At 67.9% G+C, this 25,178-nt stretch carries 36 protein-coding genes; 4 read left to right on the plus strand and 32 right to left on the minus strand.

The window, feature by feature from the left end; all coding sequences use genetic code 11:
- Positions 1 to 63 precede the first annotated feature (63 nt).
- The 7 genes from ABN034_RS34365 to ABN034_RS12460 form a co-directional block, all read right to left on the minus strand.
- Positions 64 to 201, minus strand: a complete 138-nt coding sequence (locus tag ABN034_RS34365; protein ID WP_502879022.1) for a nuclease-related domain-containing protein — start codon at positions 199 to 201, stop codon at positions 64 to 66.
- Positions 149 to 427 (minus strand): hypothetical protein, encoded by a 279-nt coding sequence (locus ABN034_RS12435; RefSeq protein ID WP_349691159.1) that lies wholly within the window; start codon positions 425 to 427, stop codon positions 149 to 151. Before ABN034_RS12435 ends, ABN034_RS34365 begins: the two co-directional genes overlap by 53 nt.
- Before the next feature lie 754 nt (positions 428 to 1,181).
- Positions 1,182 to 1,436 carry a hypothetical protein gene (locus ABN034_RS12440; RefSeq protein WP_349691160.1) on the minus strand — a complete coding sequence of 85 codons (255 nt, stop codon included), beginning with the start codon at positions 1,434 to 1,436 and terminating at the stop codon, positions 1,182 to 1,184.
- A 150-nt stretch (positions 1,437 to 1,586) separates the two neighbouring features.
- Positions 1,587 to 1,916 carry a hypothetical protein gene (locus ABN034_RS12445; protein ID WP_349691161.1) on the minus strand — a complete coding sequence of 110 codons (330 nt, stop codon included), beginning with the start codon at positions 1,914 to 1,916 and terminating at the stop codon, positions 1,587 to 1,589.
- Positions 1,916 to 2,431 (minus strand): hypothetical protein, encoded by a 516-nt coding sequence (locus tag ABN034_RS12450; RefSeq protein ID WP_349691162.1) that lies wholly within the window; start codon positions 2,429 to 2,431, stop codon positions 1,916 to 1,918. Before ABN034_RS12450 ends, ABN034_RS12445 begins: the two co-directional genes overlap by 1 nt.
- Before the next feature lie 92 nt (positions 2,432 to 2,523).
- Positions 2,524 to 2,952, minus strand: coding sequence for a hypothetical protein (locus ABN034_RS12455; RefSeq protein WP_349691163.1), 429 nt, complete (start codon positions 2,950 to 2,952; stop codon positions 2,524 to 2,526).
- Between the two features lie 90 nt (positions 2,953 to 3,042).
- Positions 3,043 to 3,618 (minus strand): hypothetical protein, encoded by a 576-nt coding sequence (locus ABN034_RS12460; RefSeq protein WP_349691164.1) that lies wholly within the window; start codon positions 3,616 to 3,618, stop codon positions 3,043 to 3,045.
- 1,382 nt (positions 3,619 to 5,000) lie between these two features.
- On the opposite strand from ABN034_RS12460, the gene ABN034_RS12465 reads away from it, so the two are divergent.
- A complete protein-coding gene (locus ABN034_RS12465; protein ID WP_349691165.1) occupies positions 5,001 to 5,294 on the plus strand; it encodes a hypothetical protein in 294 nt (97 codons plus the stop codon).
- Positions 5,295 to 5,391: 97 nt separating this feature from the next.
- Here the strand turns inward: ABN034_RS12465 and ABN034_RS12470 are convergent, their stop codons facing one another.
- From ABN034_RS12470 to ABN034_RS12560, 20 genes are all read right to left on the minus strand, one after another.
- Positions 5,392 to 5,769, minus strand: a complete 378-nt coding sequence (locus ABN034_RS12470) for a hypothetical protein (RefSeq protein ID WP_349691166.1) — start codon at positions 5,767 to 5,769, stop codon at positions 5,392 to 5,394.
- Positions 5,756 to 6,793, minus strand: a complete 1,038-nt coding sequence (locus ABN034_RS34370) for a helix-turn-helix domain-containing protein (RefSeq protein ID WP_502879023.1) — start codon at positions 6,791 to 6,793, stop codon at positions 5,756 to 5,758. Before ABN034_RS34370 ends, ABN034_RS12470 begins: the two co-directional genes overlap by 14 nt.
- Before the next feature lie 60 nt (positions 6,794 to 6,853).
- A complete protein-coding gene (locus ABN034_RS12475; RefSeq protein WP_349691167.1) occupies positions 6,854 to 7,651 on the minus strand; it encodes a hypothetical protein in 798 nt (265 codons plus the stop codon).
- Positions 7,648 to 7,935 carry a WhiB family transcriptional regulator gene (locus ABN034_RS12480; RefSeq protein ID WP_349691168.1) on the minus strand — a complete coding sequence of 96 codons (288 nt, stop codon included), beginning with the start codon at positions 7,933 to 7,935 and terminating at the stop codon, positions 7,648 to 7,650. Before ABN034_RS12480 ends, ABN034_RS12475 begins: the two co-directional genes overlap by 4 nt.
- Complete coding sequence (locus tag ABN034_RS12485; protein WP_349691169.1) at positions 7,932 to 8,330, minus strand: hypothetical protein; 399 nt, start codon at positions 8,328 to 8,330, stop codon at positions 7,932 to 7,934. The genes ABN034_RS12480 and ABN034_RS12485 overlap by 4 nt, the downstream gene beginning before the upstream one ends.
- The gene (locus ABN034_RS12490; RefSeq protein WP_349691170.1) at positions 8,330 to 9,142 is read right to left on the minus strand and encodes a hypothetical protein; all 813 of its coding nucleotides are present in this window, start codon (positions 9,140 to 9,142) and stop codon (positions 8,330 to 8,332) included. Before ABN034_RS12490 ends, ABN034_RS12485 begins: the two co-directional genes overlap by 1 nt.
- A 59-nt stretch (positions 9,143 to 9,201) precedes the next feature.
- Complete coding sequence (locus ABN034_RS12495) at positions 9,202 to 9,441, minus strand: hypothetical protein (protein ID WP_349691171.1); 240 nt, start codon at positions 9,439 to 9,441, stop codon at positions 9,202 to 9,204.
- Positions 9,442 to 9,454: 13 nt separating this feature from the next.
- Positions 9,455 to 11,692, minus strand: a complete 2,238-nt coding sequence (locus ABN034_RS12500; RefSeq protein ID WP_349691172.1) for an ATP-binding protein — start codon at positions 11,690 to 11,692, stop codon at positions 9,455 to 9,457.
- A gap of 81 nt (positions 11,693 to 11,773) precedes the next feature.
- Positions 11,774 to 12,853 (minus strand): hypothetical protein, encoded by a 1,080-nt coding sequence (locus ABN034_RS12505; protein ID WP_349691173.1) that lies wholly within the window; start codon positions 12,851 to 12,853, stop codon positions 11,774 to 11,776.
- Positions 12,854 to 12,856: 3 nt separating this feature from the next.
- Entirely contained in the window at positions 12,857 to 13,300 is a 444-nt protein-coding gene (locus tag ABN034_RS12510; protein ID WP_349691174.1) for a hypothetical protein, read from the minus strand.
- Positions 13,301 to 13,322: 22 nt separating this feature from the next.
- Complete coding sequence (locus ABN034_RS12515) at positions 13,323 to 13,634, minus strand: hypothetical protein (RefSeq protein WP_349691175.1); 312 nt, start codon at positions 13,632 to 13,634, stop codon at positions 13,323 to 13,325.
- 302 nt (positions 13,635 to 13,936) lie between these two features.
- Positions 13,937 to 14,173: a hypothetical protein gene (locus tag ABN034_RS12520; RefSeq protein WP_349691176.1), complete on the minus strand. Its 237-nt coding sequence runs from the start codon at positions 14,171 to 14,173 to the stop codon at positions 13,937 to 13,939.
- 99 nt (positions 14,174 to 14,272) lie between these two features.
- The gene (locus ABN034_RS12525) at positions 14,273 to 14,419 is read right to left on the minus strand and encodes a hypothetical protein (RefSeq protein ID WP_349691177.1); all 147 of its coding nucleotides are present in this window, start codon (positions 14,417 to 14,419) and stop codon (positions 14,273 to 14,275) included.
- A gap of 108 nt (positions 14,420 to 14,527) precedes the next feature.
- Complete coding sequence (locus ABN034_RS12530; RefSeq protein WP_349691178.1) at positions 14,528 to 15,709, minus strand: hypothetical protein; 1,182 nt, start codon at positions 15,707 to 15,709, stop codon at positions 14,528 to 14,530.
- Positions 15,706 to 16,107, minus strand: a complete 402-nt coding sequence (locus ABN034_RS12535) for a WhiB family transcriptional regulator (RefSeq protein ID WP_349691179.1) — start codon at positions 16,105 to 16,107, stop codon at positions 15,706 to 15,708. The genes ABN034_RS12530 and ABN034_RS12535 overlap by 4 nt, the downstream gene beginning before the upstream one ends.
- Positions 16,104 to 16,379: a hypothetical protein gene (locus ABN034_RS12540; protein ID WP_349691180.1), complete on the minus strand. Its 276-nt coding sequence runs from the start codon at positions 16,377 to 16,379 to the stop codon at positions 16,104 to 16,106. The genes ABN034_RS12535 and ABN034_RS12540 overlap by 4 nt, the downstream gene beginning before the upstream one ends.
- A gap of 4 nt (positions 16,380 to 16,383) precedes the next feature.
- A complete protein-coding gene (locus tag ABN034_RS12545; protein ID WP_349691181.1) occupies positions 16,384 to 16,803 on the minus strand; it encodes a hypothetical protein in 420 nt (139 codons plus the stop codon).
- Entirely contained in the window at positions 16,803 to 18,287 is a 1,485-nt protein-coding gene (locus ABN034_RS12550) for a UvrD-helicase domain-containing protein (RefSeq protein WP_349691182.1), read from the minus strand. Before ABN034_RS12550 ends, ABN034_RS12545 begins: the two co-directional genes overlap by 1 nt.
- Positions 18,287 to 18,523, minus strand: coding sequence for a hypothetical protein (locus ABN034_RS12555; RefSeq protein WP_349691183.1), 237 nt, complete (start codon positions 18,521 to 18,523; stop codon positions 18,287 to 18,289). Before ABN034_RS12555 ends, ABN034_RS12550 begins: the two co-directional genes overlap by 1 nt.
- A complete protein-coding gene (locus ABN034_RS12560; RefSeq protein WP_349691184.1) occupies positions 18,520 to 18,861 on the minus strand; it encodes a helix-turn-helix domain-containing protein in 342 nt (113 codons plus the stop codon). Before ABN034_RS12560 ends, ABN034_RS12555 begins: the two co-directional genes overlap by 4 nt.
- A 146-nt stretch (positions 18,862 to 19,007) precedes the next feature.
- Here ABN034_RS12560 and ABN034_RS12565 point away from each other — a divergent pair, with 146 nt between their 5' ends.
- From ABN034_RS12565 to ABN034_RS12575, 3 genes are all read left to right on the plus strand, one after another.
- Positions 19,008 to 19,400, plus strand: coding sequence for a GntR family transcriptional regulator (locus ABN034_RS12565; protein WP_349691185.1), 393 nt, complete (start codon positions 19,008 to 19,010; stop codon positions 19,398 to 19,400).
- A 418-nt stretch (positions 19,401 to 19,818) separates the two neighbouring features.
- A complete protein-coding gene (locus ABN034_RS12570; protein ID WP_349691186.1) occupies positions 19,819 to 20,352 on the plus strand; it encodes an NUDIX hydrolase in 534 nt (177 codons plus the stop codon).
- The gene (locus ABN034_RS12575; protein WP_349691187.1) at positions 20,333 to 20,776 is read left to right on the plus strand and encodes an NUDIX hydrolase; all 444 of its coding nucleotides are present in this window, start codon (positions 20,333 to 20,335) and stop codon (positions 20,774 to 20,776) included. The genes ABN034_RS12570 and ABN034_RS12575 overlap by 20 nt, the downstream gene beginning before the upstream one ends.
- A 39-nt stretch (positions 20,777 to 20,815) precedes the next feature.
- Here the strand turns inward: ABN034_RS12575 and ABN034_RS12580 are convergent, their stop codons facing one another.
- From ABN034_RS12580 to hisD, 5 genes are all read right to left on the minus strand, one after another.
- Positions 20,816 to 21,109 (minus strand): hypothetical protein, encoded by a 294-nt coding sequence (locus tag ABN034_RS12580; RefSeq protein ID WP_349691188.1) that lies wholly within the window; start codon positions 21,107 to 21,109, stop codon positions 20,816 to 20,818.
- 39 nt (positions 21,110 to 21,148) lie between these two features.
- The gene (locus ABN034_RS12585) at positions 21,149 to 21,643 is read right to left on the minus strand and encodes a nucleoside-diphosphate kinase (protein ID WP_349691189.1); all 495 of its coding nucleotides are present in this window, start codon (positions 21,641 to 21,643) and stop codon (positions 21,149 to 21,151) included.
- Positions 21,644 to 21,770: 127 nt separating this feature from the next.
- A complete protein-coding gene (locus tag ABN034_RS12590) occupies positions 21,771 to 22,280 on the minus strand; it encodes a P-type ATPase actuator domain-containing protein (RefSeq protein WP_349691190.1) in 510 nt (169 codons plus the stop codon).
- A 25-nt stretch (positions 22,281 to 22,305) separates the two neighbouring features.
- Positions 22,306 to 22,686 (minus strand): hypothetical protein, encoded by a 381-nt coding sequence (locus ABN034_RS12595; RefSeq protein ID WP_349691191.1) that lies wholly within the window; start codon positions 22,684 to 22,686, stop codon positions 22,306 to 22,308.
- A gap of 933 nt (positions 22,687 to 23,619) precedes the next feature.
- Entirely contained in the window at positions 23,620 to 24,948 is a 1,329-nt protein-coding gene (gene hisD, locus ABN034_RS12600) for a histidinol dehydrogenase (RefSeq protein WP_349691192.1), read from the minus strand.
- Positions 24,949 to 25,178 lie beyond the last annotated feature (230 nt).

Raw genomic sequence — 25,178 nt, forward strand, 5'->3', positions numbered from 1 at the left:
GCGGGCGGACTTCGACACTGCCGCCGGTGACTCGGGTGAGGGCTTCTGCGGCGCGTCCGGCTTTCAGGTGGCGCCGCGGTGATGTTTGGTGTTGATCGTGAGCACGCCGCTGGGTCCGATCAGGAGGTGGTCGATGTCGGCGCCGTGCTCACCGATCGGTATCGCGTGGAGCGTCCGCCATCCGTGAGGCGGGCCTACCACAGCGTGCGACCCACCAGCCGCTCACCTCGGCCGCCGGTCCGCCAGGACACGTCCTGGCGCGGAACCCGAGCAGCCGGCCCAGGCGGGACCAGCCCGTTGTCAGGTTCCTGGCTGCCGGCCAGGTGAGCGTCCGCTGCCACCCTTCGGCCGTCGCGAGCTCGGCCACCTGGTCGGTGATCTCGGCCATCAGACCGGCAACCTTCTCCACCAGCGTCGCAGCGGACACCTTCCGTGTTCTTCTTGCTCTTCCGGCTTGCCCTGGTCTTCCTCGCGGTACTCAACAGTCCCCCTCTCCGCTCCCTACCGACCGGTGGTCTCGTCCCAGCCGGCCGACCCTTTCCCTTGCTGTCCCGGCGCCGAAGAGTCAGCGGGCGTACAAGCGACCAGAGCGCAAGATGGAGCGCCCGCAGCGGAGCTTACGGAGCGAGGACGAACGATCTTGCGTGACGGGAGCGCGCCCGCACACTTGAAGTGCCGGGATGGCAAGGACCGGTTTTGGAGCAGCTGTGCGCCGAAAGCGCTCCGTGGCCTTCGAGGGCTCTCGCGACCAGGGCGCTCACGCGATGCGCTTCCGCCGCTCCAGCGTCTGCAGCGACCTCAGGCAAATTTCCGGCATGGTCCCGACCAGCCGCAGCGTCTCGGCATCGACATCGTGGTCAGCGAACGCTTGCCGCAGCTAGCAGCTGCTGTACCGCCTGGCCCTTCACGTCGGCGGACACAGTCAGTCCGCTGCCCTCGATGCGCAGGCATCGCCCGACGCAGCTTGTCCGGGTCCACAATCTCTCCGGGACCCGCACAGCCAGCTCCGGCTGTGCGGCGTCTTCCGCGAGCGGGCAAAGACAGCCACCTGGCGCGCTCGCGGTGAATCAGCAGCCTCTCGCAGCTGCGGTCAAGCTCGTCTACCTTGGCCATCACAGTCGCTCCTCACCGGCGATCGAGGGCCCGGCCAGATGCGTCACCGCCTGCCGGGCGCGCTCTTGTCAGATCGTTACGTCGTCGTCGCGCGGAACCGTCCGCTTCTCCGGCAAGCCCGGGTCCTGCACGAACCTCATCCGCACATGGGCAGCACCGGAGCCGTCCTGGCCCGGCCCACGGGTCAGGATCTCCGACACGTCCACCCGCGAGTTGTACCGAGCGATCAGTATCTCCCCGTCGTCGTACAGGTTGATCCACGTGCCGTCAGGCAGTACAATTCGCGTCCGCTCCCTGTGCTTCGAGCCTGTCTTCGGTGCCATTTCTCCTCCTCGTCGATGCCGCCGCCACTGTGACGGTCGTGGGCGCCCGGGCGTCGCACCCTGGCACGCGGCTGGCCGCCCTCCTTGCTCAGCTCATCGAGCACCGTCCGCCCCGCACAGCCGAAGCCAACGCCCGATGGCCCGCTCTTGTCAGTCCACTTCGCACAGCCTGTAGCTCGGATACAGCTCCACCGGGAACGGGCCGAGGAACGCGGAGGTCCCGTCGGGACATCCGATCGGCCCTGTCCGGGCGATCACGATCGCGCCCGACAGGTCGGGCTCGCCCCCCAAGCCCTCGTACGCCGCCGCGAACCCTGCCCGCCCTTGCGGCCCCTGCGGACCCTGCAGACCAGGCGGACCCGCCGGCCCGCGCGGACCTACAGGAGCCGCCGCCGCGTAGTGCGCTCCAGCACACCAACCGGCCGTGACACCGGCCGCCGGCCCGAGAACAAGCGCAGCCACCAGCAACAAGCCCCTCATCACCTCATCACCGCCTCGTACTCCTTCGCCTGGTCGGGGGTCAGGAACCGCGACACCCTGACCACAGTCGTGCCAGACAGGTAGTCGTACTCGCCCACCAGACCCGCCGCAGCCTTCACCACCTCGGACAGGTACTCGTACCGCTGCTTCGCCTCCTGCTCAGTAGCGAACATTTCTACCGATCCGCCCCGTTCGATCGCGTCCTTCTCCAGGTACTCCAGCTCCTCGTCCTTCGCTCGCGAGTCGTGGAACGCCGTCTTGGACAAGTAGCCACCAGGCCGGCCGAGCATGTCGTTGGGGTCGTCCTCGGCCGTGTACACGCGGAACAGCTTCACCGTCGGGATCGCCTCGGCCAGCTGCCGCGTCACCTGCTCAGCCGTCGGCTGCTTCGGCTTCTCCTCGACCTGCTCCACCTTCGGTTTCGCCCTGGCCGGTTCCTGCTCGTCCTTGGCAGCTGCCCCGCCACATCCGGCGAGCAGCGCTACCGCTGCGACCGCCAGGATCAGCTTCCTCATCGTTCTCTCCAGTCCACTCGTCGCACTGCCACTCCGGCGGTCGTGGGCGGGCGTGCCTTTGCACACGTCTGGCTGCCGGTCGCCCTCCCTGCTCACCCGAACGAGCACTTCCCGCCCGCCGGAGCCGACGCGAGAGCCGGGTGACCCTCGGCCCACACGAGGATCTCGGGCTGATCCAGACCCTTCTCGTCGAAGTAGTTGCGGGTCATGCCGCAGCCGGCGAACCCTGCCGCACCGGGGCTGTCGAACCAGTCGACGTCTTCGGGCTTCAGCTCCACCGACATGGCGCCGCCATCTACCACCTTCACCGACCTCACTGGCTGCGGGTCCGAGTAGTTCTCGTCGATCCACGCGAACACGTCCTGCCCGTCCACGTGCGGCTTCCGCTTGTCCGCCGGCTTCTCCTTTGGCGCCGGGGCGGCCTTCTCGGTCCCGCTGTCGGCAGGCGCCTCGGTGCCATCAGCCCCACCACATCCGGCGAGCAGCGCCAACGCTGCGACCGCCAGGATCACCTTCCTCATCGTTCTCTCCAGTCCACTCGTGGTACCGCCACTCCGGCGGTCGTGGGGCTCCAGCGCTCGAACCTGGTCGTCTGTCGGCACCCCTGCCTGCTACTTGACGTCCAGCAGCCACTGCAGCGGCAGGTCGTCCTGCACGGCCGTCGCGTCATCACTTGCTGCCGCGTACTCCACCGACGCGGCAGTCGTCCCCTCCACCACCGCGTACGTGATCCAGCCCGAGGAGCACTGCCCTTCCCGCAGCACCCGCTCCGGGTAGGTCGGAGCCACCGCAGACGGCGTGAGCACCGTCGACGCCGCGCTGCCGTCCTGGTACACGAGCAGCCAAGGCGCCGGACTCGTCGCCGTCGGAGGACCCGACCACTCCTTGATGCACACCCGCACCCGGATCGCGTCAAAGTCCTCCCCCTCCCTCGACGCCGGGAAGTCCGGCGTCGCCACCGACGGCCGGTACTCCAGCAGCGTCGACTCGACCACCGACCCGTCCCCGCCCCGCCAGACCTGCGCCGCACCTGCCTGCGCGGGCTCCTTCGGCTCTGGGCTCTTCGTCGGTTTCGGTGTCCTCGTCGCCTTCACCGTCGGCGTGGGCGTCGGCTCATCCGTCGGCTCACCACCACCACAGCCGGCCAACAGCGTGACCGCTGCCAGCGCCACTACCAACCTCTTCATCTCCAGTCCTTTCTCTCTCCAGGAGGTTCTCCTGGGCAGGATCCACGACCGGGTGCCATGGACCCGCTCGGGCCAGGGCCCTCCTCGGGGACTGGGAGGCAGGGCCCTGGCGGTCTGTGCTCTACGAGCAACTCGGGGACGACCGTCTGAGCCTCACCGCCCCGAATCAGGCGGCGAACCGGCGGCGTCTGGGCTTGGCCGCCTTCTCGGGCTCCGTCGCCTTCTCCGGCTGCAGGAGAACGTCACCCTCAGCTCCGCGCCAACAGCGCCATCTCGAGGCTCGCCAGCCCTTATTGCCGTCCGGCGTCAGTCACACGTGCCCGCACCTCATCGACTGCGCTAGCATCAGCGCCGACCACTATGTCGACCGGACGTCCTCGTAGACTGCCGCGTCGACCGCCTTCTGCGCGCCCACACGTCCGCCTGGCTCGTGCTGCCTATGTGCTCATCGCCCTCACCAGGCATGGCTTCGTATTCGGCAGATCTTGACTAATCGACCGCGCACGGAAAGCCACGTCTACCAGCAGGCGTGCACTTCGGTTACCCGGCGAGCACTTGCACGACTTCTTGTGCCATCTGGCCAGGTCAGAGTGGGCCCGAAGGTCTTCCCGTCGTTCTCGTCACGCACACGAATGGCAACGTACTGCGTGTGGAGGAATGCTGGAAGCCGCTATTCGCTATTCACGCGGCCGGCGAATTCACAGCCGCGTTCTGCTCACATTACACTGCACATGGCGATCTCCCCCCAGCAGGAGATCATTGTGAGGCAGTTCTCACCTGCCCGCAGGCCAATCACCAAAGTCGCCCTGCTGTGAATGCCCCCTTGCCGCCTCGCCGCGCATCTTCGAGCAGGAGCCCGAGCTGGTTTGCGCCGCTGCTTAGGCCGGTGAGATCCTTGCGTGCCCGTTCACAGACGTCCCTCATCGCCCGTTCGAACCCACGCTCGGCGGCTGACGACGCAGCTTCGGGCAGCCTGGCAGCCGCGCTCGGCGTTGACTACGGGGGCTGTTGGGCCGCCTCTTCCGCCGCGGTGTCATCAGGAACGCTTTCTCCCGCCGCTAAGTCGTTGCGGCGCATCGCATAGCCAAGGAGTGCGTCAACGGAGGTGAAGACCTCGAAGCCGAGTTCCTCGAGTCAGGCAAGGTCTGCGGCCTCCGGATCAAGGTCGAGGACGACCGGCTTGCCCCTGGCCGAGCTGGAGTCCGCTGGGCCAGGACGCCTTAGCGACAGCGAGCTCGCGGCCGGTCACCGGGTCGGCGAGATATCGGTGTCCAGTTCTGGTTCCGCGCAGCCCATTCGGGCTCGCCGTGATGTCAGAAGGTCATGGCCCGCCCGCGACGCCACAGCACACTGTGAGCCAATCCGCCGGATGCGGCACACACATGGCTACGCTCGACCAACTGCCGCGACGAGAGTGGGGTGGACTGGTGGCGGAGGAGAATCTCGAGGTTCGGGTGCGGTGGCGGGAGAATGGTGCCCGGTCCGAGCCGTACCGGATCTATGCGGATCCGGATGATACGCCGACGTTGTTGGGGCACCTGGAGGAGTTGGCTCGTAGCTGGAGCAATTTGGACTCTTCGCGCCGTTGGCTTGGCGAGTATGAGCTCGAGGTGCAGTCGATGGAGCGCGGCTGGGTGGAGTTCACGGTTCCGGGAGTGTCCGAAGACCCCTGGTAACAACCCGCTCGTCAGGTCAGCCCGCGGGTACAACGGGCGCTGGAAGTCGTGGCGCCAGGTGGGCCCGGGGCATACCGGGACCCTGCGGCAGCGCACTTCAGGGGAGCGAGTCGAGGCGTCGACTCCCCCGGGATTCCATGAACAGGGTGGTGACGCCCTGCTGGTGGAGTTCGATGATGAGCCGTTCGAGGCAGACCCGTCGGGCGCGCTCCTGCCGGCGCACCGGCACCGGCGAGGCGGCGACGACCACATGCACCTCGTCCAGGGCAGCAACTTGCTCGGCGGCGTGTTTGCGCTCGCGAGGTTCGAGGTCGTTCCAGTGCAGTTTGCCGCTGTGGTTGCCGCGCAGCGCACGCATGATCGTCCGGACATGGTCGCGGCGATTAGCTGGGACGAGAGTTGCGGCGAGGATGTAGAAGCCGGCGGACGCTCGTTCTGCGAACGACTCGTCCGCCCATGCTTCAGCCGAGGGCACGGTTCGGATGCCTTGGCTCGTATGGCTGACGACGTGCGCGCACGGACGTGTTTCCTGCTCGCCCGGTACTCGGTCCCGAAGACGCTTGCTCCAGAGACGGGTCGTGCTGCACGACGGCGGGATGGCACCCCGGGCATCGGAAGGGTTCGCCGGCCTTGTTTTCGCGCATGCGGATCGTCTCGTCGCATGTGCCGCACCAGGTTGGCCATTCCCTCGGTTTCTGCGGAGGGTCGGGTAGGTCGGCGAGTCGAGCCGCTAGAACGGCGTATGAGCTCTTCACGCCTTCGGGGTTTGCCCGGAGGTACTCTGAGAGTTTTTCGGCGCTCCAGCCGGCTTCTAGGGCTTCTGCGAGGGGTTTCTGCAGAAGCTTGGCGGACCGTTTTCCGATCCGCCAATCGGGTCCGAGGGATTCCAGGACCTCGCCGCCCTTGGCTTGCCGCTCAATCGGGCGTGGGTCTCGTGTTGAGTCGTTGTCTGCTCCTCCACCTCCTACGGTTTGCCCTTGTGGGCCAGGTGCCTCGCGCGTGCGCGAGCGCGCTCGGGTGGAGGGGGTTCTGGGTATAGGGAGGGTTGGGTGACACAGCTGTGACACCCCTGGGGTGTCACAGCTGTGACACCCCTGGGGTGTCATTTTGTCACCGGTGTCATTTTGACGCTGCGTCAGACTGTCACCGGTTGCGGACTCTTCAGTCGACTCAGGAATGTCTGGTGCCGTGTCAGTTGGACTGCCTGAAGGGGTTGTGGAAATCTCGGTGGATTCTCCAGTCGATTCCTGAACGTTGATGAGGGTGATCGCGTATGAATTGGACATCCGGCCCCCGGCCTTGCTGACTTCTAGGTGACCTTCCTCTGCGAGTTTTCCGATGAGTCGTTGGACGGTTCGCCGGGACATGCGGGTCTTGGCGGCGAGGGTGTTGATGGACGGGTAGGCGTTGCGGCCGTGGTCGTCTGCGGCGTCGGCGATGGCGAGGAGTAGGAGCAGCTCGCTCCCGGATGCTGCGGAGTGTTCCCACAGCCAGTTCATAACGCGGATACTCACAGAAGGGCTCCAGTGGACGTGCCGGCGGACGCGGCCGGGAACAGTTCAGAACAGAGTCTTGGGCGCCGGCGGCGAGTACGTGGCGGGCTGCGTCGGCGAGCTCGGTTCCGAGCCGTCCGGCGAGAAGGTCGTCCTGCAGCTGAGCTCGGGCCGTGTCGACGCCACGACCGTGGTAGCGGCCGCCGCAGATGCAGTTGCAATCGGGTTCGGTGGCGTCGTGGCAGTGGGCGTCGCAGCGTCGGATGCTTCGGAGTTGCCGACGCTGATGAGGTGGCCACGCGTGTTCCTCCTCTCGCTGGCGAGTGTGGTGGGTTGTACGAGGGCGTTGGTGCAGGCACGGCAGGGTTCGGTGTGCGAGGCCCGGCCGGTGTCGCAGAGGGGCTGGCCGTGGTTGTCGAACGTGTGGTCGCCGCACCGGTCGCATAGCCGCCAGGCGACGCCGAACCTCGGCCGGCCGGCGGGTGAGCCGGCCGGCGAGGTCGTTGCATTCGGCCGGTACGCCGACGAACACGGTCGGCGTGCACACGGCACACAATCAAGCCACGCGCCGCCTCCCGGCCCTACGGCCTGCCGAAGCTCAACGATGTGCCCGCGCCGCTGTTGCAGCGTTTCGGCGGCTGGGATCGCCTCGTGCGCCTGCTCGTCATGCCGGCGCAGCAGCTGCGCGACCGCTCGGCGGAGTTGGATCGGATCCGGGTGTCCGCATCGTTCGGCGATGGATTGTGCGTTGGATCTGATGATGCCGGCGGCGTCGGCTGCGAAACCGATGCTGTGCCCGGCGGCGAGGTGTTTGACGACGGTGAGCTCATCGGTGTTCGGCGGCTGGGCTGTGGCGGTGGTCATGCGGCGTTCCCCTTTCTGGCGTTCAGCTCGGCGGCATGGGTGCGTTTGAACCGGCGCCGTTCGGGCTCGGAAAGGCCGCCCCAGACGCCGAACCGTTCGCCACTTGTGAGTGCATGCTCGAGGCATTCGGCGCGGACCGGGCAGCGCCGGCAGACGGCTTTCGCCCCCTGGCTCGAGCCGCCGACGTCGGGGAAGAATGCCTCGGGATCGGTCTGCGCGCAGGCCGCGTCGGCGGTCCACCACCCAGGCGGCAGGAGTGCTTCGATCTCTGGGAGCCGGCTCATGCGGCGGCTCCCGTGTCGAACGCGACACCGGTGGCCTGGTCGAGGCGTACGAAGGTGACCGGCGCGGCGTCTTTGGTGGCCGGTGTGGCTTCGCGCCAGTGGTAGAGGATCCAGTCGTCCCAGGAGCAGTCACAGTCCCGGCCTGGATCTGCCGGGTCTGGTGCGTCGCAGTGCGGTGCGTGGACGTCGAAGGTGACCCAGGCGTGGTCGACGGTGGCGTGGTCGACGGTGATGCCGGGTCGCCACCAGTGTTGTGCGCGGATTCGGCGGTCGATCTCGCCGGTGTCGAGGTGGCCGATGAGCAGCTCGGTGCCGTCGCCGTAGACGTCCTCGACAATCGTTTCGGGTTCGGCGTCGCCGAACAGATCGTGCAGGGTGAGCGGTTCGGAGGCCATTAGGAGCTCACCTCCGCACCCTCGCGGTGGATGGCTCGGTCGCTCCAGGCAGGTTCGCACCAGGCCAGTTCCCAGCCGTCGAGGTCGCTGATGTGGTCGCGGATCGCCGTGGTGAGTGGCTCACCGAGCAGATGACCGGCGACCTGGGTGGCGGTGTGGTAGGTGCTGGTGACCCAGTGGTCGGTGATCGTGGACGTGGCGACTGCCGCGGCGTACGCGGCGGCTGCGGCGACGTAGAGCGGCAATCCGACGGCATTGCTGGAGGTGAGCATGCCGAGGCCAATGAGCACCGCAGCGGCTACGTACAAGGCGTTCGCGATGTGGCTGAAGATCCGTGCGGTCGCGACGATGTCGTGGGCTCCGGTGGCCAGCCGCGCTGCCTGGACGGCGAGCACGTGTCGGACGACCCGGGCGGGCTGGATCAGCAGGTCCGGTCCGACGATCAGCACCAGGTGCTCGTCGCGGTAGGTCAACTCGGCTGATGGGCCGCGGTGGAGGTCGACGAGGACTCGTGGTTCGTCGACGTGGAGGCCGTGGCAGTCGAGGAGGTCGCGCCACCGACCCTGGAGCACGACCGCGACTGGTACGGGCGGCGCGAGCAGGTCGCGGTGTACCCGGCGTACGAGGAAGCAGCCGTCGACGAGGAGGTTGTAACCCACCGCGGCCAGCACGGCGATGCCTACCCAGGTCCGGTCCAACGGCAGCAACTGAGGCATCAAGATGGCGACGGCGACGCCGAACGTCAGCACCGTGGAGATGAGGGCGATGAACGTCTCTATGGCTCTAAGAGCGATTCTGCGGGTGCGAGACACGGTTGAGGGTCCTTTCGGAAGGCTCGGGTCAGTGGGCGTGTTGCGCGCTTGGTGTGGGGTCATTGGCGTCGGCGTTCCGCCCGCGGATCGGCATCGGGGTCTGGCCGGTGTGCGAGGCAGCGGCGCATGTCGATGCCGACACCGGCGAGCAGCAGCACGCCGAGCACTGTCGGCATGAGGACGGTGAGGATGAGCCCGGTCGCGGTCGCGCAGAACCAGATGCCGGTACGCGCGTGCCAGGTGTCGGGGTGCGTGCGTCGACTGCGTCGCCGGCGCGGACGTACCAGGCGTCGCGCCACTGATGGTGGTTCACTAGGTGGCGCTCCTTTCCTTGTGGGGAGGGGTTGGCCTGTGGGGCGCGGACGTGCTTGGCGGCTGGTGCCGCGCCTCACAGGTGCCAGTGGGTTCTCCTGCCGGCTCGGCTGGGCGTCTGAGAGGCAGGAAGCGACCGTGGCCGGCTTTGGCGATGTGGCCGGCGTCGACGAGCTCGCCGAGCAGTTTGTACGTCTGCGACAGCTGGAGTCCGGCGACAGACGCCACGTCGGCGGCTCTGGCCCCGCCGGCGGCCACGGCGGTGTAGACCGCGACCTGGGACGCGGTCAGACCGTTCGGCGCCGAGGTGTCCGCGTCGGTGCTCTCGATTGGTTGGCCGGGCCCGGGGATCGTGCCGGGGAACGCGACGACCGGTGCGAGTTCGAGCGGCCCGTCGACCACCCCGGTCTCAGCGCCCGGGCCGGGTTCGCGTTGGGTGGGGAACAGCTCAGCGAGGGTCTCGGCGTCGATGTCTGTACCGGCCATCAGCGCCTCCACCTTGGTGTCGAGCTCCTGCTGGCGTTCGGCCTTGATGGCCGCGCGGTTGTGGTACTCGGGGCCGGCGGCCTTCGCCGATGGCTTGTCCAGCGGTACACCGGGGAATCGTTCGAACCAGGCGTCCGCGTCGCCGCTCTTGTCGTCCAGGAAGTCGGCGCGGAAAGGTGCGGACCGCACTCCTTCGGATTCCTCGCCGGCGATCAGGTAGCCGTAGCCGGGCATGGTGGGCAGCTTGGACGGGTCGACCTGCAGCCGCAGGATGTTGCTCGCCACCGGGCTCTTGGTGCGCAGCAGGAGCGTCGTGTATTCCTGCAGAAGGGACCGCAGCTTGTCCGAATCTCCGAACGAAGCCAGCTCCGGATGCTGGGTGGCGACCACGAACGAGACGCACAGCTTGCGGGCCATGCTGGCCAGATCCACCCACCGCTTGACCATGCCTGGCTGGGTCTTGTCGAAGACCTTGTGGCACTCGTCGATGAACACCACCAGGCCGGGCAGCTGCGGGCTGGGGCTCAGCCCGGAGACCCGCCAGGCCTGCATCAGCAGGCCCCGGATCGCGAAGATCTGCTCGAGGGCTTCGAGCATCTGCTCGGCGGCGTCCGAGCCGGTGGGTGCCCAGTCGGCGTAGCGGAGCAGCTGCGGGGATGAGGTGCCGTTTTGGCCGTCGAGGTACCAGATGACGGTGTGGCCGGATGCCTTCGCCGAGACCGCGATCGAGTTCATCAGGGCGGTCTTGCCCGACCCCTGGCCGCCGAAGACCATGATGTGACGTGCGGAGTTCGGTGCGTACAGCGCCACCCTGACGCGGCCGTTGCCGTCGGCGTACCAGCCGGATTCGATCCAGCCCTGCTCCTGCTCGGCGTCCCAGAAGTACTGCGGCCCGTCGAACAGGACCGCGTCTTTGATCGGGGACTTGGTGACCACCGTCAGCAGCAGCTGGGCAGGATCGCGAGACGGGTGCGGCTCGAGGATGAGTTCTTCCTGCGGACGGTGAAGGCCGGTCTGGATCCGGTCCAGGTTCGCCAACGCCTTGTCCAACGACTGCTGGCCGGGCATCAGCTCGACCGTCCAGGCCTCGCGATGCTCCTCGATCACCTGCGAGTGCAGGTACGAGCCGGGCAGTGCCCCGTTCTTACAGTCGACATGGGCCTGCCACAGGCCAGCGATGTCGTCGCGGGCCGGTCCACTGAGCTTCGTCGCCGGCTTGGGAGCCGGCGATGCAGGCGGGCCGTCGGGATAGTCATGCCGGCAGTACTTCCACCAGCGGGCAGCCAGCAGGTAGTAGCCACACATCAACATGCCCGTCGTCATCCAGCTGATGCCGGCCTCGGCCGCCCACATCAGCCACCCTCCAGCGGCGAGCACCGCAACCACAGCGCGGGCGCGCCATCGCGCCGACACCTTGCACGCCACGACCACAAACGCGACGACGACCGTTCCGGCGAGCGGGCCAAGGAAACCGACCGAGCGGGTCCAGGCGTCGCTGTGCAGGATCCATACGAACACCTGCAGCATCGCGTTCACGACGAACAGGCCGGCGGCGTGCAGGTGGGGCATCACCTGGCGGCGGTTCCGGAACGCGGTCGATAGGCCCGCCTCGTATTCGGCCCGAAGCCGCTCCACCGTGCCTTCCGAGACCGTCGACCGGTTCCGTGCAGCGGTGGCCCGAGACCCGGCGATCGCGTGGGCGATCATCAGGTCGGACCCGGCGGCGGCGACCTTGGCCGACTTCCGCGACATCAGCCTGCACTCCTTTCGATCAGGTTCGAGGGGTGGGCCCGACCGGCCGCGAGGGGATCGGCCGGCCGGGGCCCGGTCTGGTTAGTTCTTGGCGAACTCCTTGGAGCCGGCGTCCGGCGTGGAGCGGTACATGTCACCGATCTGCTGCGATGGCTCTAACGCGGCCTTGGCCTTCGCGAACGCCGCGGCCGCGGTCGAGAACCCTTCCCGCGCCTCGCCGATCGCACCGGTCACTGACGGGCCTACCTCAGCGCCGTTCAGGCTGGCGATCGACAGCTCCAAGCTGGCCATTGCGGACTGAGTTTCGGACTCCCATGCCTCGATCGAGGCGATGGTCTGGCTCAGTGTCGTGGTCTCGCCAGTTGCTGCGGACACGTGATTTCCTTCCTGCGTGGGGATCCGTGCACCGGCACCGGAGTCGGCACCGGCCATAGCGCCGTCACCGGCGCCAGGCTTCGAGTCGTCTGCGACGGTGTCGTCCTGGTCGTCGCCGAGCTCGGGGTTCGGCGGTTGCCCGGGCGAAGTCGCAACATCCGCCGAGCCGTGGGCATCGTCTCCGCCGGCAGCCTCGTCCTCGTGGGACCGGTCGGCGTCGTCGATTCCGGCTAGTCGTGCAGCGTCGGCCTGTGTCCGCTTGTCAGATCCGTCGACGGCGACCGGCTCGGGCTCAGCGCGGCCGTCCAGGGCCGGACCGGACGTCGGGGCTTCGGCGATGATCTTGTGCCGGCGCAGCCAGCCTGCTGTACCTGCCTTGACGTCGGAGGCCTTTCTCGTCAGGCCGACCTTCTCGCCGCGTTCGCGCGCGGCACGACGCTCGCGGAGCCTCTCGGCGCGGGCGGCCTGTTTCTTGGCGTACCGCTCAGCTTTGATCGGATCAATCGCCAGCCACTTCGCCTCGCGCTTCTCCATCGCCTGCTTCACCGAGTGGTGGTACAGCGCACGCAGGTAGTCCCGCCCCGGCTGGGGGCGGTTACGCCGGGCGTCGGCGCGGGCCTTGCGCTCCGCGACCTTCCTGGCCTCCACGCCCTCCCGGCGGCGCAGCTCGGCCATCCGAAGCTCGTGCGACGGCGGAGTCTTACCCCGAACCATGAACGGGACGTCCACTGCGGACTTACGCAAAACAAGTGCGGAGACGAGCAGACAGAAGATGATCGTTTCCACGGGTCACACCCCCAATCCGGACATCACGTCGCCGAACAGCGAGCCGAGGGTGTCCCCCACGGCGCCGAGGAACCCGCTGGCGACCACAGCAAGGCCGGCAAACGCGCCGCCCAGGGAGGCGAGCACCGACGGGAAGACCAGTGCCGTCACGACCGTCAACTTCGTCGGCTTGGCACCCCGAGGGCGAAGGTGGAAGAACAGATAAACCGCGCACACCACTGCCAGTGCCGCCGGCACCGCGACACCGAACAGGGCACCGGTGCCGGCACCGACAACGGTCTCGAGGACACCGGCAAACTTGTCGAGCAGCCTGCCGAGCAGCCCGGCAACACCCAGGCCGGCAATCAGCATCAGCCACGGCACCACTCGCGGTGCCGCCTTCAGGCGGACCAGAACCAGCGCCACGACGAAGGCAATTGCCGCCGCGGCACCCAACGACAGAGACATCAGGAATTCTCCTTCCGACGGCTCAGGCGAGCCAGGTGAGTGGGACGGTCAGGACAGTGACCACCGCAACCACGACGTCGTGGACGGCCGGGATCTGCATCAGCACGGCGTAAAGCCCGTAGCCAGCGATCAGCCGGCCGGGCCGCTCGGCGACCCAGGCGAGCAAGTAGAGGCACGCCTGCGGGATCAGCCCGACGTAGGCGAACAGCAGGCTGAACACACGCAGCGGTCCACCTTCGGGATGCTGGACGCCGTAACGGGCGTAGTTGAGCTGCTTGCGCAAACTCGGCCGATCCGTCGACCACACATCCGGCGGACGGAACAGCCCACCCACGACGCCATCGCGGTCAGGCTCCGACTTACCGAACAGCCGATGGCCGACGCACCGCCACCGCTCACCATCTGTGACCAGCCGGGTGGCTCGACCTGCCGCAGCCCTCGCGCACGCGTATGCGCGTGCTCCGCGCGTCGAGCCGACAGCTGGCGTGGAGGCACCATCGGAAGTTCCGATCGGAACGTCACGCTCCGTCCCTTGAGCCCCTTCAGCGCCTTCCGCGCCTGCGGACGCGTCAGGAACGGCCCGCAGGCGCGGTCGGTCGTCGACGTCGTTCGCAGACGCCTCCGGATTGGTGGGCGTCATCGAGTGGACCTCCTCTTCTTGATTGCGGCCTGGAACAGCCGGTCGCCGAGCTCTGTCAATACGGCGGCGGCCTCGCGACCGGTTGCCGCGGCCTCGGCAGGCACGTCGCGACTCGTTCGGGCGACGGCGCCGCGCAGGTAGTCCGCAGCGACTGAGATCTGCTGGCCCGGATGGCCCGCCAGGCCCTGCAACCGCGCCCGCAGCGCAGCGGTCCTGGCCTGGTGTCGAGCCACGAGGGCCTCCCTCGTCTCACGCTTGCTTCGTCGTCCGGCCATCAGCGACCTTCTTTCTCGAGCTAGGGGAAGAGCGAGGACTGCGCAGCGGCAGCGCGTCTACTCCCGACCGGTGTTGCCGGCACCATTGCCGTACGCGGCCGGTGTGGCATTGACGGCAAAGTGCAGTGAGTTCTGCCGGGCACGCAGTTGCCGCGGCAATGGATCCGGCAGTCGGATGAGCAGCAGCGTGCAAGTGCCGGTCACTGGTGTCCTGCCGGTCGGAGAGATGCCGACCGGCACGGGCGGAAGCTCTGCCGACAGTTGCCGGCCGTGTGTCGGCGCCGACGATTGGCGGGACCTGGATGGTCGTGGTCACTGCGCCACCTCCCCACCGCCGTGGCCAATCGGGCCGGCCTGGCCGTGCTGAGCGGTGCGGAGCTTGGCCACGACGTCGCGAACGGTCCGGTCGGATACGCCGGTCTGTCGCGAGATCTCGGCCGTGCCCGGCTCGCGGCCCTCGGCGGACAGCACGCGGTCGCGGTACGCCTTCACCACAGCGGCCTTCTCGCCACGCACCCGACTGTCGGGCCGACCGCGGTGATCGCCCATCCGTACGACACTGCCGGCGGCAGACTTAGATGGCCTGCTATTGCTCGATGCGGCGCCAGCGTGTGGAGCCCGCGGCTGCCGGGAGCGATCACCGGCAGCCGCGGAGACAGAGGTTGTGGTTCGGGCCGGGATGCCATCAGGGGCGTTGCCAGCGGACGGCTGGGTGCCGGGTGCGGTGAGTGTCGCGATGTGGTGTGCCCGATCAACCCGGGTCCGTGCCTCGTCGACCATCGCGTCGTCGGCGCCAAGTGCCAGTCGGCGCAGTCGTGCGGAATGGAACGTGCGCAGTGGCTTCCAGCCGTGATGCAATCGGTACGCGACCGCGGTCAGTAGGGCGATTCGGCGTGCCCGGTCGACCTCGACCACATCGCGCTCGCCGGGCTCGGCGAGGCCGAGACGGACGAGGATCCGGCGTGGCGAGAGGCGCCAGGTGATGGTGTCGACCTGGCGGCGGATGCCCTCGGAGGTGAGCTCGAGCCACCACAGCCAGGCGGCGAGCAGCGGCACCAGCAGGCGGACCGGTGCCTCGACGAGGCTGTCGGCGTTCAATGTTGCGATGACGCCGGCGCAGGTGGCGATCACCCACACCGCCGCTCCGTGCGGCCCCGGGCGGCCGTGCCGCTTGTAATGCCGGCGGGCACGGATTGCCTCTGAGGTCATCGCCGCTTCGGCCACGCCGAACAGGCCAGCCGCCTGCCAGGGGTTCAGGTCGAGGCCTTCGCGTGCGACTTCCCACATGCCTTCGGCGGAGTACGCAGTTGCAATCGCCACCGTGAACCAGGTCGCGACATCGGCCAGCCGGTCCGTCCGATACGCCCGCCAGACGAGCACCGCGGCGCCGGCGATCAGCAGGGCGCCGCTGGCGACGACCAGCATCGGACCGTGAGCCGTGATCCAGCCCACGGCCTCCCGGAGCAGCGCAGGGATGCTGTCGAGGAGACTCATGCGATCGCCCCCTTGACCGCGTCGGTCGCGGCAGCGACGTCGGCGATCGTGGACGAGGACTGGCGGGCGCGGAGGATGTCCTGCCGGGTCCAGGGCGCGGTGCCGCCCCAGACACTCCAGGCGGCCAGGCCACATGACTCGTATCGCAGCGCCAGCTTCAGGCACGCTTCACGGACTAGACAGGGTTCACACCGCCGCCGGGCGTGCAATTCGTAGGCAGTGCGCGCCCGTGTGGCGGTCGCGACCGGCTCCGGTTCAAACCATGGATCGTCGTCCGCGGCGGTTCTGTCGGCGCGGCACGGCACGCTCGGCTGATTCTCGCGGGCGCCGGCGCCTTCGTCGAGAACAGCCCGCTCCAACCCCTCGACTGGCTCGGCGGCTACGTCAAAGGTGGTCACCGCGCGACCTCCTTCCGCGAGCTCGTGCTGCTAGTGGTGGTCTGGATCGCGCATCGCTGCCGTTCCTGCTCGGCGACCTGGCGGGCGAGCTCGGCGGCGCGTTCGAGGTGTCTGGCTGCTTCGACTTCCTTGGCGTACGGCCGTCCGTCCCGATGCAGGCGGATGGAGCCGAACCGCTCGGCCGCGAGCTCGGCCAGGAGTGCGCGACGCTCGGCGTTGATCGCGTTCGCGTCGAGCGGGACATCGGTCTGCAGAGGTACGACGACGGTCATCGGGCTACTCCCCCTCGTCGACCAGCTGCTCGGCAATGCGCCGGCGTACGGCGATGTCGTGTTCCAGGCGTTCGGCCACCTGAGTGGCAAGCCACGGGTGGTCCGCTGCGATGTGAAGGACAATTTCTCGGGCGTAGGCAGCGACACGATCCGCCCACGCCGACCAGTCAGCGCGGCCGCGGCCGATCAGTGGCTGCAGATGGTCGCGATCCCACTCCTCGCGATCCCACTCCTCGCCGGCGCAGGTGGCCGGATGCTCGCTGGCGGCCTGCCAGCCGCACCCGCACGCGGGGACATAGGCGGTGAACTCGGCGGTGTCGGCGGTCCACGTACCGGTCAGCGTGCCGTCGGGCAACCGACGTGCGGCATATCCCTCGTGGTCGCCGATCTGGTCGGCGTACGCACCGCAATAGACGATCCCCATCAGCCCGGCACCCCCTCACCACGCCCAGTCAGCGGAGCGAGGAGCTCATCGACCCACGCCAGACCGCCCCGATCGAGCACGTGCCGGGCACGGGTGATCGAGACGTAGGCCAGCATCTGATCTGGCCGTGACGGCTGCTGCAGCTCGCCGGTGGTGTCCTTCGGCCGGGTGAAGTCGTCGGCGATCTTTACGGTCGACCACTCCCGGCCCTTCGCCTTGTGCGCGGTCGAGACAGTCACCCGTGCACGGCCCTCGTCGACCGCCTTGTCGACAGCGGCGATCACCGTGTCCGGCCCGTGGGAGTCGATCAGCCGGACGAACACCTTCAGATCAGCGCCGCCATGGTCGTTGTCGACGTAGTCCTGAACCTGGCCCCACGTCTGGAACGCCGCCAGCTCCGGATGATGCGTACCGGCGCCGGCCTTCAGCGTGATCGCCGCCTCGGCGAACCGCTTGATGTCCCATCCCCCACCCACGATCGCGACGGGCACACCGGCCTCGTGGAAGTCCAGCAACGCCCCGACCGCCGCGGCGTTCGTACGACACAACACCGCGTCCGGCTGCCCAAGCGGCGCGAGCCGGGAGCTGATCGCGGCGGTACCGGAGATTCGCAGCGTCGCCTCCAGCAGTCCCAACCACTTGTTCGCCTCATCCGCGACCGCGGGCCCGAACCGGAACGACTGCGACAGATAAAGGTGGTGGTCAGCATCGAAGGTGGCCATGGCGTCCACTGCGCCGCGCCATCCGTAGATGGCCTGGTTCGCATCGCCCACCAGGACCCTCTGAGCGTTCTGCTGCCGGTTGAACATGTCCACGACCACTGGGTTGGAGTCCTGCGCCTCGTCCAGCAGAACGAAGTCCACATCCAGCCGAGGCCCAGACAGCTGCCACACCTTCAGATAGACGTCATGGGAGAACCGCAGCCGCCCGTCGACACTGGTCAGGTCCGCCCACGCATTGCGGGCGAACGGGACCACAACCTTGACCAGCTCGCGGCGTACGGCGTCCTCGTCGACACCAGTGACCGCGGGAACATGCTGCGGCCCAGGCTCGACGTCGGCGGAGTAGCAGAACCGCGTCACGGTCTCCATCGCGATCCGCGCCACCTGAGCCGGAGCCAGCATCAGCAAGTCGGAGATTCGGAACGGCTCGTTCACCCCGAGGATCCGGGCCGTCTCCCGACCCCGGACCCGCCGGCCGTTCAACCGGTGCTTGAACTGCCGACCGACCGTCCGGAACGCCAACGAATGCGCCGTCGCACACTGCACATTGCGCGGAAAACTCCGGCCAGCCTCGACGGCAACCGCCTTGTTGAACGCCAGATACACGCCCCGACGGCTCGGCGCCTGCCCAGCGAGCATCTTCAGCGTCGTCGTCTTTCCCGAGCCGGCGCCCGCCTCCAAGATCATGTGACCGCCGGAGGTGAACCCCTCAATCGCCGCCTGCTGTTCCCCAGTTGGCTTCGGAACGACAGCCCCAGCCATCAGGCCACCCCCTCGCCAGCACCGGCGTGCTCCAGCGCCTCGGCATCCGCGACCAAGACCCGAGCGACCGCGTAGTGCTCTGCTGAGTCCGCATCCGTACGCCAGTAGCCAGCCGTCGCAGCCAGCTCACTCGCCGCCGCGTCATAGACCCCGGCAAGTCGTCGCAACTCCGCCGCCACCGCCGACGCAAGATCAGCGTCGCCGTGAAAGCGCAGGTCAGCCCAGGTCGCCGTCATCCGGCAACACCACCTGAGGCCACCCAGTCCGCCGGGTCCACCAGCGCGCGCGATGCCACCGCCGCGTCGACCATCTCGTCCAGCGCCTTCGCCGGCACGATGTACCGACCGCGGATCTTCACCGCCGGGAACTCCCCCGCGTAGATCGCCCGGCGGATCGTCGCGTCACACGTGCCAAACATCCGAGCCACCTCGGCGACGCTGTAGAACCTCGGTTCCGGCGCGTCGTCGACTCGGCGCTGACCGCTAGCGAGCTGGGCCAACGCAGCACTCACATTCGCCGCGAACACGTCAGCGTCAGACGGCGACGCACCTCTACTCCGCAATACCGACGTCACATTCCCTCCTCACGGCGTGCCTGGGTCCGATCCAGGCGACTTCACGATCCCGACTGTACCAGTTGTACTAGTTCACTCAATACAATACCGTGCCATGTATTCCAGGTGTTCCGACATAGGCAGGACAGGCTTAGTAGCCTTGACCTGTGAGCGGCAGATCCATCAACGTCAACGACCCGCAGCAGCCGTACCTGCAGGTGGCGGCCAGCATCCGGGACGCGATCACGTCCGGACGCATCCCCGTCGGCGACCAGCTCAGCTCAGTCCGCGAGCTCGCCAAGGAGCACGGCGTAGCGGTGGGAACGATCCAGCAAGCGTTGCGCGTGCTGCGAGCCGAGGGCCTGGTCGTCGGCTGGCAAGGCCGCGGAACGTTCGTACGGAGCCGCAAGCCCGCCACCACCGATGCTTCCGACGCCAAGACCATCACGCGACGCCTCGACGAGATTCTCGATCGGATCGAGCAGCTCGAAGGCCGCGTCGCCGCGGTGGAGCAGAAGTCTCCGAAGAGACGTCCTCCAACGCGTCGACGCGACGAGTGAGTCGCTCCAACCGCGCGTTCACGATCTCCAAGCGAACCACCAGGTCCTCGACGTCCTGGCGCTCTTCGTCGGTCTGGCTCATGGCCTCAAGTCAACGGCTTGTAGCGCGGTTCGACCATGCATCCATGGTGCAGCGGCAGTACATGTTCAAGCCATCATGCGCACGCGCAGTGCATCCACAGTGCACATGAGATGAGCCAAGTCGTGCTCGCGGTGAACTACGCTTCTCTTGGATCTGCGAGCCGATCGAGGAGGCGGCGTGCCGGAGATTGTCGTCGACGTGTGGAGCGGGCGACGCGCGACCGCATTGCAGGATGCATTGCGGCTGACCAATGAGAGGTTCGCCGAGAGGCTCGACATCGGCATCAGCACCGTGGCGTCCTGGCATAGGGAGCCCGATCGGCGACCAGTCACGGAGATGCAGCAGATCCTGGACATTGCTCTCGCGAACGCGACTCCAGTTGAGCAGGCCCGCTTCGCGATGCTGTTGGGGGAAGCACCTGCACCCGGGAGCGTGCTGCAGCACCCGGCTGACGATCAGGTCCAACCGCTACGCGTGGCGATTGCTGCCGTCGTACGGGACTCGGAGGTCCTGCTTGTCTGCCGCCGCGGCGACGACGCAGGAGGAGTCCGGTGGCAGTTTCCCGCCGGCATCGTCAAGCCATGGCTATCCGTCGAGCAGGTCGCCGTAGGCGAGACCTTCGGCGAGACAGGCATCCACAGTGCGATCCGAGACCACCTGGGTGGCAGGCTCCATCCGATCAGCAAGGTTTACTGTGAGTACTTCCTCTGCGAGTACCTATCCGGAGAGATCGAGAACAGAGACATCCTCGAAAATGTCGACGTCACCTGGGCAAAGATTGATCAGCTGACCCGATTCATTCCACGCGAGTCGATCTACCCGCCACTACTGAAAGTGCTGGAAGGTTCGGATGACACAGCAGCTTCCTGACGAGGGACCCACCATTGCCGCCGCCATCATCGTCGCGGACGGACGGGTTCTCCTCGTACGCCGACGCCAGAGCGAAGGAAGCCTGCTGTGGGCGTTTCCCGGTGGCAGGGTAGAACCCGGTGAGACTGCGGAATACGCGGCCGCGCGCGAGGCGAAGGAAGAAGTCGGTCTGGAAGTTAAGCCGATCAAGACCCTTGGCGAGCGCGTACACCCCGCCACGGGGCGAAAGATGGTGTACGTCGCCTGCGAAATCATCCGGGGGACGCCAGGCATCATCGCAGAGGACGAGCTCGCAGGACTCGTCTGGGCAGAACACGCTCAGCTGACTGAGTACGTACCTCATGGCTTCATGGCAACCGTGCAGAACCACCTCGATGCCGTACTCCCCCATCAGCGGAACGGGGCCGAGCGATCACCGGCCTGACGCGCGGGTTCTCGCAAAGCGCCCCTCCATTACCGACCGTCAGCGGTCGAGGAGGCCGCCCAGCCGCTCTCGTACGACACCCTCGTGGAAGTAGTCGGGTAACGGAACCCCGCCGGCGTGCGTGCGGGTCGCCGCCACATCGTCCAGCGTCGATGAGGGAAGTCGCTCGACTTCTGCGAGGCACTCGTTGGCGTACCGATGCGCATCGTCGTAGTTGCTCGCCTCCATGGCGCGCATCGCGAGGGCATACGCTGTCTCGGCGGCAACACGGTGATCTGCGGATGCGAGCGCTTGTTGGTACTCCTGCTCTAGCGCCCCGACTGGTGGCATCATTGCCGCCTTCCTCCTCGAGCCGACCCCCGAATCGTGGGGTCAGAACGTGAACGTCTCCGCAAGGGTGCGGTAATCGAACTGCTCGTCTGTGCCGAACCACAGCCCCACCTCGTACTTTGCCTCGTCGAGGTTCCCCGATGCGTGAAGCAGATTCGCAACGCCCTTGTCTTCGTCGATGCAATACGCCTTGGAGTGGTGCGCGAAGTCACCACGGATGGTGCCGGGTGGGGCCTCGTTCGGGTACGTACCGCCGACGAGCTTCCGCACGTTGGCCACGGCCTCGACCCCCTCGAGCACCATGCCAATCACCGGACCACGTTGCATCGATGCGGCAGTGGCGTCATAGACCGCCTTGCCGTGTCGCTCCTCCAGATCGAAGTAGTGCTGGCGGGTGAACTCCGGGTCCATCACCTTCATCTTGGCCGCGACGATCTTCAAGCCAGCGTCCTCGAACCGCTGCACGATCCGACCTACCAAGCCGCGCGCAACTGCGTCCGGCTTCAGCACCACCAGGGTCCGCTCCAATGTCGCCACAAGCCTCGCCTTCCGTCCAGCCGATAGTGAGAACCGTCTCACGGCCTCGTCGCGCACGCCCTACCCAGAGGTAGTCGATATGCCAGGTCAGACCCTACGAAACGCTGCCCGCGGACCCCACGTCGGGCTACAGCCCGACGGCGTTGGCATGCGGCTCGTCGTCAAGGGCGCGCCCGAGATCGTCCTGCCCACCTGTGTGGCATGGCGGCGCGCCGGGGAGGTTCAGTCGCTCAGCCCAGGCGTACCCGGAAACCCTGGCGGCCCAGCCGTTCCACTTCGGCTTCGATCTCGGCTCAGCCGACTTGGCGACCAGTTGGGACTCGCCGGTGAGGGTCGATTCGTCGGTCTCCAGGGCGCTCGCGGTGATGATCCGGCAGTCCGCGGGTACGGCGTCCCCGGCTTGCACGAGGATCGCGTCGCCGGGTACGACGTCCGCGGACGGTACCTCGACCTCCCGGCCGGCCCGCGGTACCCGGACCGGTGCGGCTGCCGCGTCTGCCAGGCGGCGGATCGCCCTGTCAGTGGTAACTCGCTGGGCGCCTCCGAACAGGGCGTTGGCAGCCATGACGGTGGCGATCAGGCCCGCGTCCGTTACCGAGCCGCTCACCGCCGAGAGGCCGGCGCCGGCCTCGAGCATCGGCGTTAGCGGATTCGTGAGCTCATCAATGGATGCCTGGCGGACGTTCCTCAGGGTCCGGTCGACGGGAGGCGAGTCGTTCCGCGGCAGCGGTGTCGGTGAGCCCGTCCGGCGTACTGCCCAGGCCCCTGGCCGCCTCCGCCGATTCCAGCTCGTGCCAGATCTGGGCGTCCGACACCACCGGAGCCGGTCGCCGGGCCAGTGCGCGGGCGGACCAGATGCCTGATACCAGGCCGACGCCGGCCGCGCCGTTGACACCGAGCACGGCCCGTTCGGTCGCACTCGCCCGCGGGCCGCCCAGCGCCAGCAGCGCACCGGTCACGGATCCGTAAGCGGCGAGCTGGACAATCGTGGCGCTGGTCTCGGCCGGACCGGGAGCCGCGCTGGCCGCCGCGGACTGCGGCATCGGCATCCTGGCGGCTGACCGGACGCCTCCGTGGGGTGCGCATGTCCTCTGCGGCCCCGGCCTGGCCGAGGCCTGTTTCCTGCTGGACTCCATCGCCACCGCCGCGACGGTATCCCGGCGCGGTGCGTGGACGTGCGCGAAAAAGAGGCACACCTCGGCACAGTGACCGAGGCGGCCGCGCTAGACGTCCATGAGCAGCATGGCCGAAGGCTACCGAACTGGCCCCGCGTTTCGCTAGATGATGGCGGCGCGGTGAGGTCTACGTCGGCAGCCGCTGCCCGACCGGCTACTCCCCCGCAGCCGTCCATGCAGCGACGACACGTCCGACCGGCCGGCGGTACGTGTCAGGGAGAACGACCTAGGCTATGGCGAACACCGAGGACGGGAAGGGCAATGATCGGTGCGCTGAACGATGCGTTGGCGCTCGGGACGCCAGTGCCTGCTCCGGCTTGGAAGGCGCGAACGCGTGGATACACACACACCGTCGAGAATTCTGACAGATAGCCCGGTTCGCCGCTCCCCACGAGCCCTTCTACGAGAAGCTTCATGCGGAGCGACTCGACGTCTCCATATCGGGGTCCATCGGCGACCGTCAGGAGTCCGTCGACGATCGTCGCGGGAGCTCTGCGCGTTCGAGGTTCGCGCGCGTTTCGGCGTCGACCACGGGATCCGCCGGGCGTGGCGGGCCAGGCGAGTAGGAGCCGGTGGACGCCGGGCGAACGTCTGGCAGAGGAACAAGACCCCTTGAGGTTGGCGTTCAGCACCTCATCCCAGGCGGCCTCGTCCGCCGCCAATGCCGGCTGCGGCCGGTTCGCCCCGCCGTTGCTGGCCAGCACGTCGACCCGGCCGGGCCGCCAAACGCCGGTCACCAGCACTGTGCGAGCGGCCAGGGATCAATCCGGCGCCGGAGCGGCGTGTCGGGCAGCAGCGCCGTTACGCCGGTTCGGGAAAACGGTGGTCGGTCCACGGCAGCGGAGCATCGGCGTACTTGGCCGCCCGGACGTCGCCGGAGCGCGCGTGCCCCTCGAACAGCTCGACCCGGGCGGCCCGGCCGCACAGCTCACCCAGGTAGGCACTCGCGACCGGATCGGTGACCTCTTGGTAGGTGACCGTCCGAAGGAAATTGCCCACCCACAGCCCGCCGGTGTAGCGCGGCGCCTTCCGGGTGGGCAGCACGTGGTTGGTGCCGATCACCTTGTCGCCGTACGAGACGCAGGTTCCCTCGCCGAGGAACAGCGCGCCGTAGTGCCGCATGCGGACCAGTGCCCGGCGCGGCTCCCGGGTGAGCACCTGGACGTGTTCGCTCGCGTACCCGTCGGCCAGCGCGAACGCCGCGTCCAGGTCGGGCACTACGTGCACTTCGCCGTGGTCCCGCCAGGCGGGCTCGGCCATGTCCCGGGTCGGCATGCCAGGCAGCAGCCGCTCGACGTGCTCGATGGCGGTACGGGCTAGCTCCGCCGACGTGGAAATCAGCACGGCAGGCGAGTCCGGGCCGTGCTCGGCCTGGCTGAGCAGGTCGACCGCCACCACGAACGGGTCCGCGTGCTCGTCAGCGATGACCAGGATCTCGGTGGGCCCGGCGAACAGGTCGATGCCCACCTCACCGAAGAGCTGGCGCTTGGCCTCCGCGACGTACGCGTTGCCCGGCCCGGCGATCAGGTCCACCCGGTCGATCGTCTCGGTGCCGAGCGCTAGGGCCGCCACCGCCTGTACGCCGCCGAGCAGGTAGATCTCGTCGGCGCCAGCGAGTGCCATCGCCACGACAGTGGCCGCCGGCATTTGGCCACGGATGGGTGGCGTACAGGCGACCACCCGCTCCACGCCGGCCACCTTAGCCGTCACGATAGTCATGTGCGCCGAGGCTGTCAGCGGATAGCGCCCGCCCGGGACGTATGCGCCGGACGCGGTGATCGGGACGTGCCGCTGGCCGAGGCGTACCCCCGGTAGCGTCTCCACCTCGACGTCGCGCAACGAGTCGCGCTGGACCTGGGCGAACCCGCGCACCTGCCGCTGGACGAACCGGATGTCCTCGATCACCTGGCCGGGCACGGAGGCCACGACCCGCTCGACTTCGGCCGTGGTCAGCCGGAAGTCGTCAGGGCTCCATCCGTCGAACCGCTGCGAGTACTCGTGCACGGCCGCGTCGCCGCGAGTACCCACGTCCTCGATGATCCGCGCGACCGTGTCACGGACGGTCTCCGATCGCCCGGCCGGCGTGCCGAGCGCCGCCTTCAGGGTGCTCTTGCTGAGCGCTGTTGTCATATCGACCCTTTCCCGGCCGCCCGGCGGCCGCTGTCGTCGTCTCCCCGACGCCCCTGTCATGGGCCTCGCCGCTATCTGAGGCCGCGCCAGCACGGCCTGGGCGACCCACCGTACGGCGCGACCTCGACAGTGCCCGGACCGCTGATCGTCCAGGCGATCGTGTGCCACACGGAGTGGCTGTGCGACGCGCAGACGAGCACACGGTCCGTAGGGATGCGGGCGGCCGGTGG

This window comes from Actinopolymorpha sp. B11F2, assembly GCF_040195635.1.
GTDB lineage: Bacteria > Actinomycetota > Actinomycetes > Propionibacteriales > Actinopolymorphaceae > Thermasporomyces.